Source organism: Pseudomonas sp. YJ42 (genome assembly GCF_047225135.1).
In the GTDB taxonomy this organism is placed as follows: Bacteria; Pseudomonadota; Gammaproteobacteria; order Pseudomonadales; family Pseudomonadaceae; genus Stutzerimonas; species Stutzerimonas stutzeri_E.
This window is the reverse complement of sequence record NZ_CP178378.1, coordinates 2343274-2359233: the sequence shown is the minus strand read 5'-3', so window position 1 is coordinate 2359233 and position 15960 is coordinate 2343274. Positions and strand designations below refer to the sequence as shown.

Sequence of the window (15960 nt, the reverse complement as noted above, 5' to 3'; positions counted from 1 at the left end):
GGGCTGAAAAAGATGCTGGATAATAAAGCATGACCCGCCTATCGGCTAGCGCCGTGGAGAGCACTGATATGCCGCAACACGATCAACGTCTGCAGGACCTGAGCGCCTGGCTAGAACCCCAGCTGCGCGAGCTTTTCGAGCGCAAAGGTTGGGGTAGCGTGCCCGGGGTGGCACTGGTTCCGGCCAGCAGCGACGCCAGTTTTCGTCGCTATTTTCGCTGGGAGGCGCAGGGGCGCAGCTTCATCTTGATGGACGCGCCGCCGCCACAGGAAAACTGCCAGCCGTTCGTTGCGATGGCGGAGCTGCTGGCCGGGGCGGGCGTGAACGTGCCGGCGATTCTCGCCCAGGATCTGCAACGAGGATTCCTGCTGCTGAGCGACCTGGGGCGGCAAACCTATCTCGATGTCATCGACGAAACCAACGCCGACGACTTGTTCGCCGACGCCATCCACGCCTTGCTCGCCTTTCAGACCCAGCCGCTGGCGGCATCGCTGCCGGGCTATGACGAAGCCCTGCTGCGCCGTGAGCTACAGCTGTTTCCGGAGTGGTATGTGCAGCGCCACCTGGACCATCGTTTCAGCGCCGCCGAACTGGAGGTCTGGGAACGGACCTGCCGACTGCTGATCGACTCGGCATTGGCGCAGCCAAAGGTGCTGGTGCATCGCGACTACATGCCACGCAACCTGATGATCAGCAAGCCGAACCCTGGTGTATTGGATTTCCAGGATGCGGTCATCGGCCCGGTGACTTACGACATCACCTCGTTGTTCAAGGATGCCTTCCTCAGCTGGCCGGAGGAGCGGGTACAGGGTTGGCTGCAGGGTTACTGGGACGCCGCGCGCGCTGCGGGCGTTCCGGTCCAGCCCCGGTTCGATGAATTCCAGCGTGCCAGTGACCTGATGGGACTGCAGCGGCACCTGAAGGTCATCGGCATCTTCGCGCGGATCTGCCACCGCGACGGCAAACCGCGCTATCTGGCCGACGTGCCACGTTTCTTCGCCTACATCGAGACGGTGACCGCGCGCCGCCCGGAACTGGCTGAACTGAGCGCGCTGCTGCAGGGCCTGCCGCACGCGAAGGTACAACCATGAAGGCAATGATTCTTGCGGCGGGAAAAGGCGAGCGTCTGCGGCCGCTGACCCTGCATACACCCAAGCCGCTGGTGCGGGCGGGTGGAGTGCCGCTGATCGAGTACCACGTGCGTGCGCTGGCCAGGGCGGGCATCACCGAATTGGTGATCAATCATGCCTGGCTGGGCGAGCAGATAGAGGCATACCTGGGAGCGGGGGATCGGTTCGGCGTGCGCATTCAATATTCGGCTGAGGGTGAGCCGCTCGAAACCGGAGGCGGGGTCCATCGCGCGCTGCCGTTGTTGGGCGATCAGCCGTTTGTGGTGGTCAATGGCGATATCTGGACCGACTACGATTTTGCGGGCCTGGCGCAGCCACTGGTGGGGCTTGCGCATCTGGTGCTGGTGAGCAATCCGCCGCATCATCCGGCCGGTGATTTCGTGTTGGTCGGCGACCGGGTCATCGAAGCCGATGCGCCGGCTGCAACCTTCACCTACAGCGGCATCGCCGTGCTGCACCCGCGGCTGTTCGAAGACTGCAGCGCCGGAGCATTCAAGCTCGCGCCGCTGCTGCGTCAGGCGATGGCGGCCGGCCAGGTCAGTGGTGAGCATTACAACGGGCGCTGGGTCGATGTCGGCACCCACGAACGCCTGGCCGAAGTCGAGGCAATTCTGGAGGCGCAGCGCTGAATGTTCTGGCCCATTACGCTATTGGGTGCGCTGATCGGCTGGCTGATCGCAAGTATTCCGGGAGCGCTGCTTGGCGCACTGCTCGGGCAAGTGCTCGATCGCCGGCTCGGGCTGAATTCCTGGGCCAGGCTGCGCGAGAGGATGAGCGGCGACAGAACCCTGATGCAGGGCGACGAATTGCTGTTTTTCCTGCTCGGCCGCCTGGCCAAGAGTAGTGGGCGAATCAGCGAGGCACATATCCAGGCCGCGCGCCAAGAAATGCAGCGGCGACGTCTGAACCCGGCGGCGCAGCGTCTCGCCATCGATGCGTTCTACCGGGGCAAGTCCAGTGGGCAGGGATTGCGCGATCCACTGCAGCGCCTCAAGGGACGCCACGACGAGGCAAAGGGGGTGCTTCAGGCCTGCTGGCGGATGGCCCGGGCGCAGGGGCAGATCGACGCGCGTGAACACGAACTGGTGATGCTCTGGGGGCGATGGATGGGCTGGGATTCAGCAGCCATTGCGGCGCTGGATCCAAGCGGTGGGCGGCGCCAGGGGGCGCCGAGCAACCTCGGTGGCGCCTATGAACAAGCTCTGCGACTGCTTGGCGTGCGCGCAGACAGCGAGCCTCAGGCGATCAAGCGTGCCTACCGTCGATTGCTCAGCAAGCATCATCCGGACAAGCAAGCCGGTGCCGGCGCGACGGCGCTGCAGGTCCGTGAAGCGACCGAGCGAACCCGTGAGTTGCACAATGCCTATACCTTGATCCGCGAGCGGCGCGGCTTTCGCTGAGGCCGCACTGATGTGCTGGGCATCGGGCCGCTACGTCTGCTTGGCCAGCCAGCCGCGAATCCGGCGCAGAAGCTGCTCCTGCTCGATTTTTGAATCGCCAGTCAACCGCTGCAATCCGACTTGCAGATAAGCAGGGTGCTTGTTTCGACGGCTTGCGTTGAGCCGTTCGCGTGCCGCCGAACGCTGACCGATATCGTCCTTGTAATAGAAGTCCCCCGTTGCCAGCTTGAGCGCCGGGACCAGGCGCGCAAGCGGCTCATCCTGTCCTTCGGGTTGGCGCGGCTGGATGACCAGTAGACGCCGGACATCGGCCGGCGCCAGCTGCTGGAGATAGCGCGCCGCCCAATAGCTACCGGTGCCATGGCCGAGGAACACGATGGTCGCCGGTTGCTTGCTGCGCGCAAAGGCGAGAGCCGCCTCGATACGTTCAGCGATCTGCTCGGTCTGGGTAGCCTCCGCTGGTGGCGGCTCGGTGGGCTCACCCGCCGCTGCGTCATCCGTCAGAGACTCATCCGGCAGCGCTGCCGTTTCTTCTGGAAGGTACCCGGCCTCACTGGGTGTTTGTTCGTCCGTGGGCTGAGGTGGTTCCGCTTCGGCGGGCTCGGCTGGTGGTTTTGTCGGCTCTTTCGCGCCTGCCAGTGGGATCAGGTTGGGTGAGTCCGGCAGGCTGAGACTCAGAGTGTGCCAACCGTAATCGGGCAGACCGCGACGCAGCGGGCCGATGCCGCGCGGCCAGTCAGCCGTCTCTCCCTCTCCGGGCAAGAGGATGATGATCCCCTTGGGTTCGCCGACATTGGCCGGTCGCCAGAGCGCGATGAAGTCCTTGCTGCCGGCCTTTAGGTTGACGAATTCGCTGTTGGGCAGCTGGCGCAGCAGGTCCGCTGCCATCGTGTCGCTGCGTGGCGGCAGCTTAGGTCGCTCGGCTGGAATCGGCGCGGGAGTGGGTTCCGTCGTGGCCGGCTCATCCGCTGCGGAGGTCGTCAGAGCCGTCAAGGTCGCGGACAGGAGGACAACCCACCGCAGTGAATCGCGAAAACGAGGCATTGGATTTCCTTGGTGTCTGGCCGGCAGGACGTAACGGTGCTGGCGCGGGCGGTGCAGATGCACTACAAAACGTTTTCGGCATACCCGCCGATTATGTGAGGTTTATGTTGTCATCTCTGCTGCGTTATTGCTGCCTGTTATTGGCACTGGTTCAGCTACCGGTGTCGGCCGCGAGCGTTCCGCTGAGCGACGCGCAGCTGGCCTGGCTGGACGAGCATCGGCTATGGCGCGTGGGCGTGGTAATGGCCGCGCCCTATGCCGAGTATGACCAACGTCAGCGGCGACTGTCCGGATTCAATGTGCAGTTCATGGAAAAGCTCGCCGCCAACCTCGGTGTGGCGTTGCAGTGGCATCGCTACACCAACGAAGCCGCGCTGGATCAGGCCATGCACGCCGGTGAGATCGACCTCGCGCCCGGCCTGCGGCAGACCCGCGATGGTCTGCATGTCTGGCGTTACAGCGATCCCTTTCTCCGTGTGCCACGGCTGATCATCGGCGACGTCAACGGCCCGCGTGCGATAGATCTCGAGCGGCTGGACAACAGTGATCTGATCGCGCTGGAAGGGCCCGGAGCGGTCGCCGACTACATGAGCAGCAACTACCCGAGCCAACCGGTGCTGGAGGTGGACAGCCAGATGGAAGCGCTGCGTCAGCTGCTCGAGGCGCGGGTGCGTTTCGCCATCGTAGACGAGCCGTTGTTCGGCCGGCTTTCGCAAAAAGCCGAGTACGCCTCGCTGGACGTGGTGGGCGATCTCGGCAATCCACAGCTCCTGCGCATCGGCTCGCGTCGCGACAGTCCGATCATGAGCGCCATCATCGACCAGGCGTTACGCAACTTTCCCGCGCAGGAGTTCGGTCGGTTGCAGGAACAGTGGTTGAAATCACGCAGCATCGATCAGTCGCGACGCATCAGCTACTGGCGCAGTCTCAGCTTGCTGTTGGCCCTCTTGCTGGTGGCAACGGTGGTCATGCTGGCCTGGCAACGGCGTCAACAGGGGTTGCTCGAAACCCGGCTGAAGTCGGCACGGCGAGACATCGAGTTGCGCGAGACGGCCGAAGAGGCGCAACGCCTGACGCAATTCTGTCTCGATCACAGCACGGTGGGCATCCTCTGGCTGAACTGGGACAGCCGTGTGCGCTACGCCAACCAAGCCGCCGAAGAACTCCTAGGATACGCCTCGGAGCGGTTGCTCGATCAGCCCTTGCAGGCACTGGAACCGGGTCTGGGAATGGACGACTGGCTGCAGCTCTGGCGCGACGCCCGTAGCGGCGTCGACGACCACCGGGTGCACGAATGCGAGTGGCAGCGTGTCGACGGAAGCCGGTTTCCTGCCGCCGTGACCCTGAGCTTTCTGCGCCTGGGCAGCAAGGAGTACTTGGTGGTGTTTCTCGCCGACATCACCGAACGCCGCCGCGCCAGTGCCGCGCTGCAGGAGAGCGAGGCGCGGCTCAAGGCGATGGCGGGCAACGTGCCCGGCCTGGTTTTCCGTCTGGAGCGGCAACACGCCGGTGCACCGGTCAGCATTGCCTACATCAGCGAGGCCAGTCAGCGGCTGGTGGGTTACTCAGCAGAACTGTTGCTCCAGCCAGGCCGCGGCATCCGCAGCCTGGTCCATCCCGAAGACGAGCCAGGTTACTGGAGCAGCCAGCAACAGGCGCTGGACAGCATGAGCGACTGGCGCTGGCAGGGGCGCATCTTTACGCGCTCCGGAGAGATCCGCTGGGCCGATATTCGGGCATCGATGCGCGGCCAGCTGCAGGGACGGCAGGTCTGGGACGGCATCGTCTGGGACATCACCGACAACAAGCGAATAGAACTGGAACTGGATGCCTCGCGTGCGCAATTGCGCAAACTGGCGGCGCACGTTGAAACCGTGCGCGAGGAAGAGAAGGCCCACATTGCCCGCGAAGTGCATGACGAGCTGGGGCAGATGCTCACAGTACTGAAGCTGGAAATCTCCATGTGCGAGATCAGCTTCGCCCAACTCGACCCCGGCCTGGCGGCGCGACTGCAGGGTATGAAACGACTGATCGCCCAGCTGTTCCAGCAGGTACGTGACGTCGCGACCGCCTTACGCCCGCCGATCCTCGATGCCGGTATCGCCTCGGCCATCGATTGGCAGGCACGGCGCTTCGAGGAGCGCACCGGCATCGCCTGCCTGGTAGAAGTGCCGGAATGTCCACCGCAACTGAGCAATGCAAAGGCCATCGGCCTGTTCCGCATCCTTCAGGAGGCACTAACCAACGTCATGCGTCACGCCAATGCGCAAACGGTGAGCCTCCGCCTCGAGCGGCAGGGGGATGTGCTGTGCCTGAGCATCAGCGATGATGGCCAAGGATTCGCCGTCCAGCCGGGCCGGCATGGGCCCTCGTTCGGTCTGGTCGGCATGCAGGAACGGGCGCAGATGCTCGGCGGCACGCTGCTGCTGGAAAGCCAGCCGGGCGAGGGAACTTCGATTCATGTCTCGGTTCCGCTGGATGCCCCGGCTGAACCCGCGACGCTGATCAGCACATTGGAGAGCTAACGCCATGATTCGGGTAATCGTCGCTGAAGATCACACCATCGTTCGCGAGGGCATCAAGCAACTGATTGGGCTGGCCAAAGACATGCAGGTGATCGGCGAGGCCGGAAATGGCCAACAGTTGCTCGACCTGCTGCGGCAAACATCCTGCGATGTCGTCCTGCTGGACATCTCCATGCCCGGCGTCAACGGACTCGAAGCCATCCCGCGGATCCGTGCGTTGAGCGAGCCGCCGGCGATTCTGGTGTTGTCGATGCATGACGAGGCGCAGATGGCGGCGCGGGCGCTGAAGATCGGCGCGGCCGGCTACGCCACCAAGGACAGCGACCCGGCGCTGCTGCTCACCGCCGTGCGCAAGGTTGCCGCCGGCGGGCGCTATATCGATCCCGAACTGGCCGACCGGATGGTCTTCGAGGTCGGTCTGACCGACTCCCGACCACCCCATGCGCTGCTGTCCGAACGTGAATATTCGGTGTTCGAACGCCTGGTGCATGGCGATTCGGTCAATGACATCGCCACCAAGCTGGCACTCAGTAGCAAGACCATCAGCACCCACAAGGCCCGGCTGATGCAGAAACTGGTCGCTCATTCGGTGGCCGATCTGGTGCGCTATGCCATGGAACACAAGCTGGTCTGAAGGGGGCGTTGCAGCTTGCTGACAGCTCTGCAACAGCCCTTTTTAAGACGTTTGCCCAGTTCCAACGTCTTGCTGCGAGTTGGCACTTTGTAGGGCGATCCCTACAACAGCCTCTCCGTTACGCTGAGTCCAATCACTCCGCTGCGCCGATGTGCGACGTTATTCCAGGCTCCTAACCTGTGGCCACGGAACAACGGAACACAGGTGCGGCATGCTCGATTCTCAAGCGAACAATGTACTGGTCAGCTTTCGTGGCATCCAGAAAAGCTATGACGGCGAAGCGCTGATCGTCAAAGACCTCAACCTGGACATCCGCAAGGGCGAATTCCTCACGCTGCTCGGCCCATCTGGCTCCGGCAAGACCACCAGCCTGATGATGCTCGCCGGTTTCGAGACGCCGACCGCTGGCGAAATCCTGCTCGGCGGGCGCTCGATCAACAAGCTGCCGCCGCACAAGCGTGACATGGGCATGGTGTTCCAGAACTACGCCTTGTTCCCGCACATGACGGTGTCTGAAAACCTCGCCTTCCCGCTGAGCGTGCGCGGCATGGCCAAGCTCGACGTCAAGGAGCGGGTCAAGCGCGCTCTGGCGATGGTTCAGCTCGAAGGCTTCCGTAATCGCTACCCGGCACAGCTATCCGGTGGCCAGCAGCAGCGCGTGGCGCTGGCCCGGGCACTGGTGTTCGAGCCTCAGTTGGTCTTGATGGACGAGCCGCTGGGTGCGCTGGACAAGCAATTGCGCGAGCAGATGCAGATGGAAATCAAGCATCTACACCAGAGCCTGGGCGTCACCGTGGTGTATGTCACTCACGACCAGGGCGAGGCGCTGACCATGTCCGACCGGGTGGCGGTGTTCCATCAGGGCGAGATCCAGCAGATCGATGAACCGCGCGCATTGTATGAGAGACCTGCCAACACCTTCGTCGCCAATTTCCTCGGCGAGAACAACCGGCTGCCAGCGCGACTGATCAGCCGCAACGGCGACAACTGCACCGTTGAACTCGGCCGTGGGGAAAGGGTCGAGGCGCTGGCGGTCAAGGTCGGCGATCCCGGCGCACCGGTCAACCTGTCAATTCGCCCTGAGCGGGTTCGCTTGAACAGCGCCAGCGCCAGCTGCCCGAACCGCTTCACCGGGCGCGTCGCCGAGTTCGTTTATCTCGGCGATCACATCCGTATCCGCCTTGAGGTGTGCGGCATCAGTGACTTCTTCGTCAAGCAGCCGATCGCCGAATTCGATCCCGCCCTGACGGTTGGCGATGTCGTGCCGATCGGCTGGCAGGTGGAGCACGTCCGTGCACTGGACCCGCTGCAAGCGGCTTGAGCAGGGGCAAGCAAGAAAGCTGTTTTCAACCGCATCATGGAGCGAATAACAATGCTGAAATCTCTGAAACTGACCGCCCTGAGCCTCGGCCTGGTTTGCGCGGCGCAGGCCACGGCGGAAAGCCTCACGGCGGTCACCTTCGGTGGGGCGAACAAGCAGGCGCAGATCAAAGCCTTCAACCAGCCGTTCGAAGCCAAGACTGGTCATAAGATCATCGCTGGTGAATACAACGGCGAGATGGCCAAGGTGAAAGCCATGGTCGATACCAACAGCGTGTCCTGGCACCTGGTGGAAGTCGAATCGCCGGAACTGTCGCGCGGTTGCGACGAGGGGCTGTTCGAGGAAATCGATCCCTCCGTGGTGGGTAACCCGGCCGACTTCGTCGAGGGTGCCGTGCAACCTTGCGGGGTCGGATTCTTCGTCTGGTCGACGGTGCTGGCCTATAACGCCGACAAGCTCGCCAGCGCACCGACCGGCTGGGCGGATTTCTGGGACACCGAGAAATTCCCGGGCAAGCGCGGCCTACGCAAGGGCGCCAAGTACACGCTGGAGTTCGCGCTGATGGCCGACGGTGTCGCCCCGAAAGAGGTGTACGAAGTGCTGGCCACCAAAGAAGGCCAGGATCGCGCGTTCAAGAAGCTCGATCAGATCAAGTCCAGCATCCAGTGGTGGGAAGCCGGTGCTCAGCCGCCGCAATTCCTGGCCTCCGGTGACGTGGTCATGAGCAGTGCCTACAACGGTCGCATCGCCGCGGTACAGGATGAGAGCAACCTGCAGATCGTCTGGGACGGCGGCATCTACGACTTCGACTCCTGGGCCATTCCGAAAGGCGCGAAGAATCAGACGGAGGCGCTCGAGTTCGTCGCCTTCACCGTGCAACCGGAACAGCAGAAGACTTACTCGGAAAACATCGCCTATGGTCCGGCGAACAAGAAGGCCGTCGAACTGCTTGACCAGAAACTGCTGAAAAACATGCCGACCACGCCGGAAAACATCGCCAACCAGGTGGCCATGAATGTGACCTTCTGGGCCGACTACGGCGAGCAACTGGAACAGCGCTTCAACGCCTGGGCCGCACGCTAAGCGTCAGCCGCACGACCGGCGAGTGGATTCGCCGGGCTTGCGGCGCTGGAACCCTCTCACCTCGCGGAGTACGCCATGGCGACTGCCATCACCCTGCCTGTCCCCGCGCTCGCCGAGCCAACGCTGAAGCGGCGATTGGCACGCGCCGAACGCATGAATCGTCTTAAGTCCAAGGCGCTGATTCTGCCGCTGCTGGTGTTTTTACTGCTGACCTTCGTGCTGCCGATCGCCTCGCTGCTCTGGCGCAGCGTCGACAACCCCGAAGTGGTTGGCAACCTGCCGCGAACGGTGGAGGCGATCGCCGCCTGGGATGGCCGCGGTTTGCCCGACGAGCCGGTGTACCGCGCGCTGAGCGAGGATTTAATCGAGGCTCGTCGCAATCAGTCCCTGGGCGATCTGTCCAAGCGCCTCAATATGGAACAGGCCGGTTACCGCAGTCTATTGACCAAGAGCGCGCGGGCGCTGCCCTTCAAGGAACAACCGTCCTCTTACAAGGCCGCGCTTGAGGCGCTCGATGAACGCTGGGGCGATCCAGCCTACTGGCAGGTCATCCGCCGTAACAATAGCGCCGTCACGCCGTATTACCTGCTGGCCGCGCTCGACCATCGAATTGACGATATGGGCGAGCTGGCGCCGGTCTCGCCTGACCAAGCGGTATACCTGGATATCTTCGCCCGTACCTTCTGGATGGGCCTGGTGATCACGGCCATTTGCCTGGTGCTGGCTTACCCGTTGGCCTATCTGCTGGCCAACTTGCCGGCGCGCAAGAGCAATCTGCTGATGATCATGGTGCTGCTGCCGTTCTGGACGTCGATTCTGGTGCGCGTCGCGGCGTGGATCGTGCTGCTGCAGTCGAGCGGCCTGATCAATGGCGCGCTGCTGAAGATGGGGCTGATCGACGAGCCGCTGCAGCTGGTGTTCAACCGCGCCGGTGTCTACATCGCCATGGTGCACATCCTGCTGCCGTTCATGATCCTGCCGATCTACAGCGTGATGAAGAACATCTCGCCGAGCTACATGCGTGCAGCGATCTCACTGGGCTGCCACCCCTTCGCCAGCTTCTGGCGGGTGTATTTTCCGCAGACGCTTGCCGGCGTGGGTGCCGGTTGCCTGCTGGTGTTCATCATTTCCATTGGCTACTACATCACGCCGGCGCTGCTCGGCAGCCCGAACGATCAGATGGTCAGCTACTTCGTCGCCTTCTACACCAACACCACCATCAACTGGGGCATGGCCACGGCGTTGGGTGGTCTGCTGCTGCTCGCCACCATGCTGCTCTACATCGTCTACAGCTGGCTGGTCGGTGCCAGTCGGCTGCGGTTGGGTTGAGATGGCGGCGCAGCTACGGCAAACACGGCCATCCCTTCGTTTATCCGGGCAGGAGACCTTTACATGCTGAGCCCCTACATGTCGCCCATCGAGCGCGTCTGGTTCTACACCTTGCGCATCCTTTGCGCGCTGGTGTTGCTGTTTCTGATCGTGCCGGTGCTGGTGATCGTGCCCTTGTCGTTCAACTCCGGCTCGTTCCTGGTATATCCGCTGCAGGGCGTTTCGCTGCGCTGGTACGAGGCGTTGTTTACGTCTGCCGATTGGATGCGTTCGCTGAAGAACTCGTTGCTCATCGCGCCCGCGGCAACGGTGCTGGCAATGGTCTTCGGAACCCTGGCTGCGATCGGGCTGACCCGCGGCGAATTCCGCGGTAAGGCGCTGGTGATGACCCTGCTGATCTCGCCGATGGTCGTGCCGGTGGTCATCGTCGGCGTGGCCAGCTACCTGTTCTTCGCGCCGCTGGGCATGGGCAACAGCTACCTTTCGCTGATCCTGGTGCACGCGGTGCTGGGCGTGCCCTTCGTAATCATCACCGTCTCGGCCACGCTGCAGGGCTTCAACTACAACCTGGTGCGCGCCGCCGCCAGCTTGGGTGCCTCACCGCTGACCACCTTCTTCCGGGTGACCTTGCCGTTGATCGCACCGGGCGTGATCAGTGGTGCGCTGTTCGCCTTCGCCACGTCTTTCGACGAGGTGGTGGTGACGCTGTTCCTTGCCGGCCCCGAGCAGATCACATTGCCGCGGCAGATGTTCAGCGGTATCCGCGAGAACCTGAGTCCGACCATCGCTGCTGCTGCAACCTTGCTGATCGGTTTCTCCATCGCCCTGTTGTTGACCCTGGAATGGTTGCGCGGTCGCTCCGAGAAGATGCGCACCCATCAACCTGCCTGAACAGCCCTCACGATAACGCAGGCATTGGGCAGCGATTCAAATTGAGCGTGCAAAATAACGAACAGCCATTTACTGTAATCCGAACGCCTGGAGGGTGCGGCAGTCGATCATCGTATGCTGCGGCGCTTGGTTCCTGACGTTCATTCCGACCCGTGCCGACGATGAGTGGCTACCGAGGAGCTTATGAGCAAGACCAACGAATCCCTGATGCAACGCCGTGTCGCCGCCGTTCCCCGTGGCGTCGGCCAGATCCATCCGATTTTTGCCGATCACGCGAAAAACAGCAGCGTGGTCGACGTGGAGGGTCGCGAGTTCATCGATTTCGCCGGTGGCATCGCCGTGCTGAATACTGGCCACCTGCACCCCAAGATCATCAAGGCAGTGGAAGAGCAGCTGCACAAGCTAACCCATACCTGCTTCCAGGTACTGGCCTACGAGCCCTATGTTGAACTGTGCGAGAAGATCAACGCCCGGGTGCCCGGTGATTTCGCCAAGAAGACCCTATTGGTCACCACCGGCTCCGAGGCGGTGGAAAACGCGGTGAAGATCGCCCGCGCCGCCACCGGTCGCGCCGGGGTGATCGCATTCACCGGCGCCTACCATGGCCGCACCATGATGACCCTCGGGCTGACCGGCAAGGTCGCGCCGTACTCCGCCGGCATGGGTCTGATGCCGGGCGGCATCTTTCGCGCGCAGTATCCATGCGCGATTCACGGTGTCAGCGTTGACGAGTCAATCGCCAGCATCGAGCGCATCTTCAAGAACGACGCCGAGCCACGCGACATCGCCGCAATCATCATCGAGCCAGTGCAGGGCGAGGGCGGCTTCAATGTCGCGCCGAAGGAGTTCATGGTCCGCCTGCGTGCGCTTTGCGACCAGCACGGCATTTTGCTGATCGCTGATGAAGTGCAGACCGGTGCCGGGCGCACCGGCACCTTCTTCGCCATGGAGCAAATGGGCGTGGTGGCTGACCTCACGACCTTCGCCAAGTCGGTCGGCGGTGGCTTCCCGATTGCGGGCGTCTGCGGCAAGGCCGAGATCATGGATGCCATCGCCCCGGGCGGCTTGGGCGGCACCTACGCCGGCAACCCGCTGTCCTGTGCGGCGGCGCTGGCCGTCATGGAGATTTTCGAGGAGGAGAAGCTGCTCGACCGCTGCAAGGCGGTGGCGGAGAAGCTCACCACTGGCCTCAAAGACATTCAGGCGCGGCACAAGGAAGTCGGCGAGGTGCGCGGGCTCGGCGCGATGATCGCCATCGAGTTGTTCGAAGACGGCGACCATGCGCGTCCTGCGGCGGCGCTGACCTCGCAGATCGTCGCCAAGGCCCGGGACAAGGGCCTGATCCTGCTGTCCTGCGGTACTTACTACAACGTGCTGCGCGTGCTGGTGCCTTTGACCGCCGAGGACGAGCTGCTCGAGCGCGGCCTGGCGATCATCGCCGAGTGCTTCGATGAGCTGACCTGACCCGCTGCGGCGCGTCGGCATCCACAACGGATGTCAGGCGCGCCGCCACTCCGGCCCTCGGGTACAATGCGCGGCATTCCGCCGTGCTACCGAGGTCGTCATGCAGCCGTTCGCCATCGCTCCCTCCATCCTCTCCGCCAACTTCGCCCGCCTGGGTGAGGAAGTGGACAACGTGCTCGCCGCTGGCGCAGACATCGTTCATTTCGATGTGATGGACAATCACTACGTCCCCAACCTGACCATCGGCCCGATGGTCTGCTCGGCGCTGCGCAAGCACGGCGTCACCGCGCCCATCGATGTGCACTTGATGGTCCGCCCGGTGGATCGCATGATCGGCGATTTTCTCGAGGCCGGTGCCAGCTACATCACCTTTCACCCGGAGGCTTCGGATCACATCGATCGATCACTGCAGCTGATCAAGGACGGCGGCGCCAAGGCCGGGCTGGTGTTCAACCCGGCCACACCGCTCGATGTGCTCAAGTACGTGATGGACAAAATTGATATGGTCCTGCTGATGAGCGTCAACCCAGGTTTCGGCGGGCAGAAGTTCATCCCCAACACGCTGGACAAGTTGCGCGAAGCACGTGCACTGATCGATGCCAGCGGCCGCGAGATCCGCCTGGAGATCGACGGCGGTGTTAATCCGAAGAACATCCGCGAGATCGCCGCCGCAGGTGCCGACACCTTCGTTGCCGGCTCGGCCATTTTCAATCAGCCGGATTACAAGGCCGTGATCGACCATATGCGCGCCGAACTGGCGCTGGCGCGGCCATGACCCGTCTGGAACAGCTTTTCGACGGTAAGCTGCCACGGCTGGTGATGTTCGACCTGGACGGCACCCTGATGGATTCGGTGCCGGACCTGGCTGCCGCGGTGGACAAGATGCTGATGCTGCTGGGCCGCGAACCTGCCGGCGTCGCACGGGTACGTGACTGGGTCGGCAACGGTTCGAAGGTGCTGGTACGCCGTGCACTGGCCGGTCAATTGCAGCATGACGGCGTGGCCGATGAGTTAGCCGACGAGGCGCTGGCGCTGTTCATGCAGGCCTATTCTGGCGGCCACGAACTGACCGCTGTCTATCCGGGTGTCCATGAATGTCTGGATTGGCTGTGCGAGCGCGATGTGAAGCTGGCGATCATCACCAATAAGCCGGCGCAGTTCATCGAGCCGTTGCTCCAGGAGAAAGGGCTAGCCGGTTACTTCCAGTGGCTGGTCGGTGGCGATACCTTGCCCCAACAAAAGCCTGATCCGGCAGCGTTGCTGTGGGTCATGAGCCAGGCCGGCGTCGAGCCCGGTGCGTCGCTGTTCGTCGGTGACTCGCGCAACGATGTGCGCGCGGCGAAAGCGGCGGCGGTTCCCTGTGTCGCGCTGACTTATGGCTACAACCACGGCGAGCCCATCACTAACGAGGAGCCGACACTGGTGCTCGATGACCTGCGCGAGCTGGTTGCTTCGGTCTCGGGGCTGCGCTAGTGTGGCTTCTGTTCCGCACACCCCGCAGACGAGATCAGATCGTGGTGGTCACCCGCAAACAATGGATGAATGTCATCAAGGCCCTGGCCCGTTGGCGCTGGCGCGCCTGATATTTCCTGCCGGCTCGGCCGGTACGTTTGCAATCGACCCAAGTAGCTCCCTCCGACCACGAGGCTGATATGACCCGCGAAGAATTCCTGCGCTTGGCCGCCGAAGGCCACAATCGCATTCCCCTGTCGTTCGAAACCCTCGCCGACTTCGACACGCCGCTCACGCTGTATCTCAAGCTCGCCGACGCGTCCAACTCCTACCTGCTCGAGTCCGTGCAAGGCGGTGAGAAGTGGGGCCGTTATTCGATCATCGGCCTGCCGTGCCGCACCGTGCTGCGTGTGCATGACCACCGCATCAGCGTCACCACCGATGGCGCCGAGACCGAGGCCTGCGAGGTCGAGGATCCGCTGGCCTTCGTCGAGGCGTTCCAGCAGCGCTACCGCGTCGCGCCGGTCGAAGGGCTGCCGCGGTTCAACGGTGGTTTGGTGGGCTATTTCGGATACGACAGCGTCCGCTATGTCGAGCGCAAGCTGGCGAACTGCCCCAATCCCGATCCGCTGGGCACGCCAGATATCCTGCTGATGGTCTCCGATGCTGTGGTTGTGTTCGACAATCTGGCCGGCAAGCTGCACTGCATCGTGCTGGTCGATCCGGAGCAGCCCGACGCCTACGAGACGGGGCAGGCGAAACTGCAAGCGCTTCGCGAGAAGCTGCGTCAGTCGATCAGGCCGCGCCTGGGATTAGATTTTGAAAAGGGCGGCGGCGCCGAGCCGACCTTCCGCTCCAGTTTCAGCCGCGAAGATTATGAGCAGGCGGTCAACCGCATCAAGGACTACATACTCGCGGGCGATTGCATGCAGGTAGTGATCTCCCAGCGCATGTCGATCCCCTTCAAGGCAGCGCCGATCGACCTCTACCGCGCACTGCGCTGCTTCAACCCGACGCCTTACATGTACTTTTTCAACTTTGGCGATTTCCACGTGGTGGGCTCGTCACCCGAAGTGCTGGTGCGTGTCGAGGAAGGGCTGGTCACCGTCCGGCCGATCGCCGGCACCCGCCCGCGCGGGGCTAACGAAGAGGCTGATCTTGCGCTGGAGCAGGATCTGCTCAGCGACGCCAAGGAGCTGGCCGAGCACCTGATGCTGATCGATCTGGGGCGCAACGATGTCGGTCGGGTGGCCGAGACTGGCTCGGTGCGACTGACCGAGAAGATGGTAATCGAGCGCTATTCGAACGTCATGCACATCGTGTCTAACGTCACCGGCCAGCTCAAGGCGCCATTGACCGCCATGGATGCGCTGCGTGCGATCCTGCCGGCGGGCACCTTGTCCGGCGCGCCGAAGATCCGTGCCATGGAAATCATCGACGAGCTGGAGCCGGTCAAGCGCGGCGTATACGGCGGCGCAGTCGGCTATCTGGCTTGGAACGGCAACATGGACACTGCCATCGCCATCCGCACGGCGGTCATCAAGGACGGTGAACTCCATGTGCAGGCCGGCGCCGGTATCGTGGCCGACTCCCAGCCCGCGCTGGAGTGGGAAGAAACGCTCAATAAACGCCGCGCCATGTTCCGTGCGGTGGCGCTGGCCGAACACGACCAGCAGGAGAACTGATC

Annotated in this window: 14 protein-coding genes; 13 read left to right on the top strand and 1 reads right to left on the bottom strand. The window is 63.0% G+C overall.

The genetic code is table 11. From position 1 onward, the window contains the following. Positions 1–68 precede the first annotated feature (68 nt). Genes ACL0K2_RS10720 through ACL0K2_RS10710 form a run of 3 tightly spaced genes read left to right on the top strand, consistent with a single transcriptional unit; the run spans position 69 to position 2530 of the window. A complete protein-coding gene (locus ACL0K2_RS10720; protein WP_413044461.1) occupies positions 69–1091 on the top strand; it encodes an aminoglycoside phosphotransferase family protein in 1023 nt (340 codons plus the stop codon). Beyond that, positions 1088–1759: an N-acetylmuramate alpha-1-phosphate uridylyltransferase MurU gene (gene murU, locus ACL0K2_RS10715; RefSeq protein ID WP_413044369.1), complete on the top strand. Its 672-nt coding sequence runs from the start codon at positions 1088–1090 to the stop codon at positions 1757–1759. The genes ACL0K2_RS10720 and murU overlap by 4 nt, the downstream gene beginning before the upstream one ends. Then, the gene (locus tag ACL0K2_RS10710) at positions 1760–2530 is read left to right on the top strand and encodes a DnaJ domain-containing protein (protein ID WP_413044368.1); all 771 of its coding nucleotides are present in this window, start codon (positions 1760–1762) and stop codon (positions 2528–2530) included. It begins immediately after the preceding gene. Positions 2531–2560: 30 nt separating this feature from the next. Here the strand turns inward: ACL0K2_RS10710 and ACL0K2_RS10705 are convergent, their stop codons facing one another. Continuing rightward, a complete protein-coding gene (locus ACL0K2_RS10705) occupies positions 2561–3574 on the bottom strand; it encodes an alpha/beta hydrolase family protein (protein WP_413044367.1) in 1014 nt (337 codons plus the stop codon). A gap of 104 nt (positions 3575–3678) precedes the next feature. Here ACL0K2_RS10705 and ACL0K2_RS10700 point away from each other — a divergent pair, with 104 nt between their 5' ends. The 10 genes from ACL0K2_RS10700 (at position 3679) to trpE (ending at position 15958) form a co-directional block, all read left to right on the top strand. Further along, entirely contained in the window at positions 3679–6099 is a 2421-nt protein-coding gene (locus tag ACL0K2_RS10700) for a PAS domain S-box protein (protein WP_413044366.1), read from the top strand. A gap of 4 nt (positions 6100–6103) precedes the next feature. Continuing rightward, positions 6104–6733 carry a response regulator transcription factor gene (locus ACL0K2_RS10695; RefSeq protein ID WP_045160545.1) on the top strand — a complete coding sequence of 210 codons (630 nt, stop codon included), beginning with the start codon at positions 6104–6106 and terminating at the stop codon, positions 6731–6733. Positions 6734–6944: 211 nt separating this feature from the next. Continuing rightward, positions 6945–8054, top strand: coding sequence for an ABC transporter ATP-binding protein (locus tag ACL0K2_RS10690; protein WP_413044365.1), 1110 nt, complete (start codon positions 6945–6947; stop codon positions 8052–8054). A gap of 51 nt (positions 8055–8105) precedes the next feature. Continuing rightward, the gene (locus tag ACL0K2_RS10685) at positions 8106–9137 is read left to right on the top strand and encodes an ABC transporter substrate-binding protein (protein ID WP_045160549.1); all 1032 of its coding nucleotides are present in this window, start codon (positions 8106–8108) and stop codon (positions 9135–9137) included. A gap of 75 nt (positions 9138–9212) precedes the next feature. Beyond that, the gene (locus ACL0K2_RS10680; RefSeq protein WP_413044364.1) at positions 9213–10466 is read left to right on the top strand and encodes an ABC transporter permease; all 1254 of its coding nucleotides are present in this window, start codon (positions 9213–9215) and stop codon (positions 10464–10466) included. A 63-nt stretch (positions 10467–10529) separates the two neighbouring features. Next, on the top strand, positions 10530–11357 hold the full coding sequence (locus ACL0K2_RS10675; protein WP_045160551.1) for an ABC transporter permease: 828 nt from the start codon (positions 10530–10532) through the stop codon (positions 11355–11357). 183 nt (positions 11358–11540) lie between these two features. Continuing rightward, entirely contained in the window at positions 11541–12821 is a 1281-nt protein-coding gene (gabT, locus tag ACL0K2_RS10670) for a 4-aminobutyrate--2-oxoglutarate transaminase (protein WP_045160553.1), read from the top strand. Positions 12822–12921: 100 nt separating this feature from the next. Next, the gene (gene rpe, locus ACL0K2_RS10665) at positions 12922–13596 is read left to right on the top strand and encodes a ribulose-phosphate 3-epimerase (RefSeq protein WP_045160554.1); all 675 of its coding nucleotides are present in this window, start codon (positions 12922–12924) and stop codon (positions 13594–13596) included. After that, the gene (locus ACL0K2_RS10660) at positions 13593–14294 is read left to right on the top strand and encodes a phosphoglycolate phosphatase (protein WP_413044363.1); all 702 of its coding nucleotides are present in this window, start codon (positions 13593–13595) and stop codon (positions 14292–14294) included. The genes rpe and ACL0K2_RS10660 overlap by 4 nt, the downstream gene beginning before the upstream one ends. Before the next feature lie 179 nt (positions 14295–14473). Beyond that, positions 14474–15958, top strand: coding sequence for an anthranilate synthase component I (trpE, locus tag ACL0K2_RS10655; RefSeq protein WP_413044362.1), 1485 nt, complete (start codon positions 14474–14476; stop codon positions 15956–15958). Positions 15959–15960 lie beyond the last annotated feature (2 nt).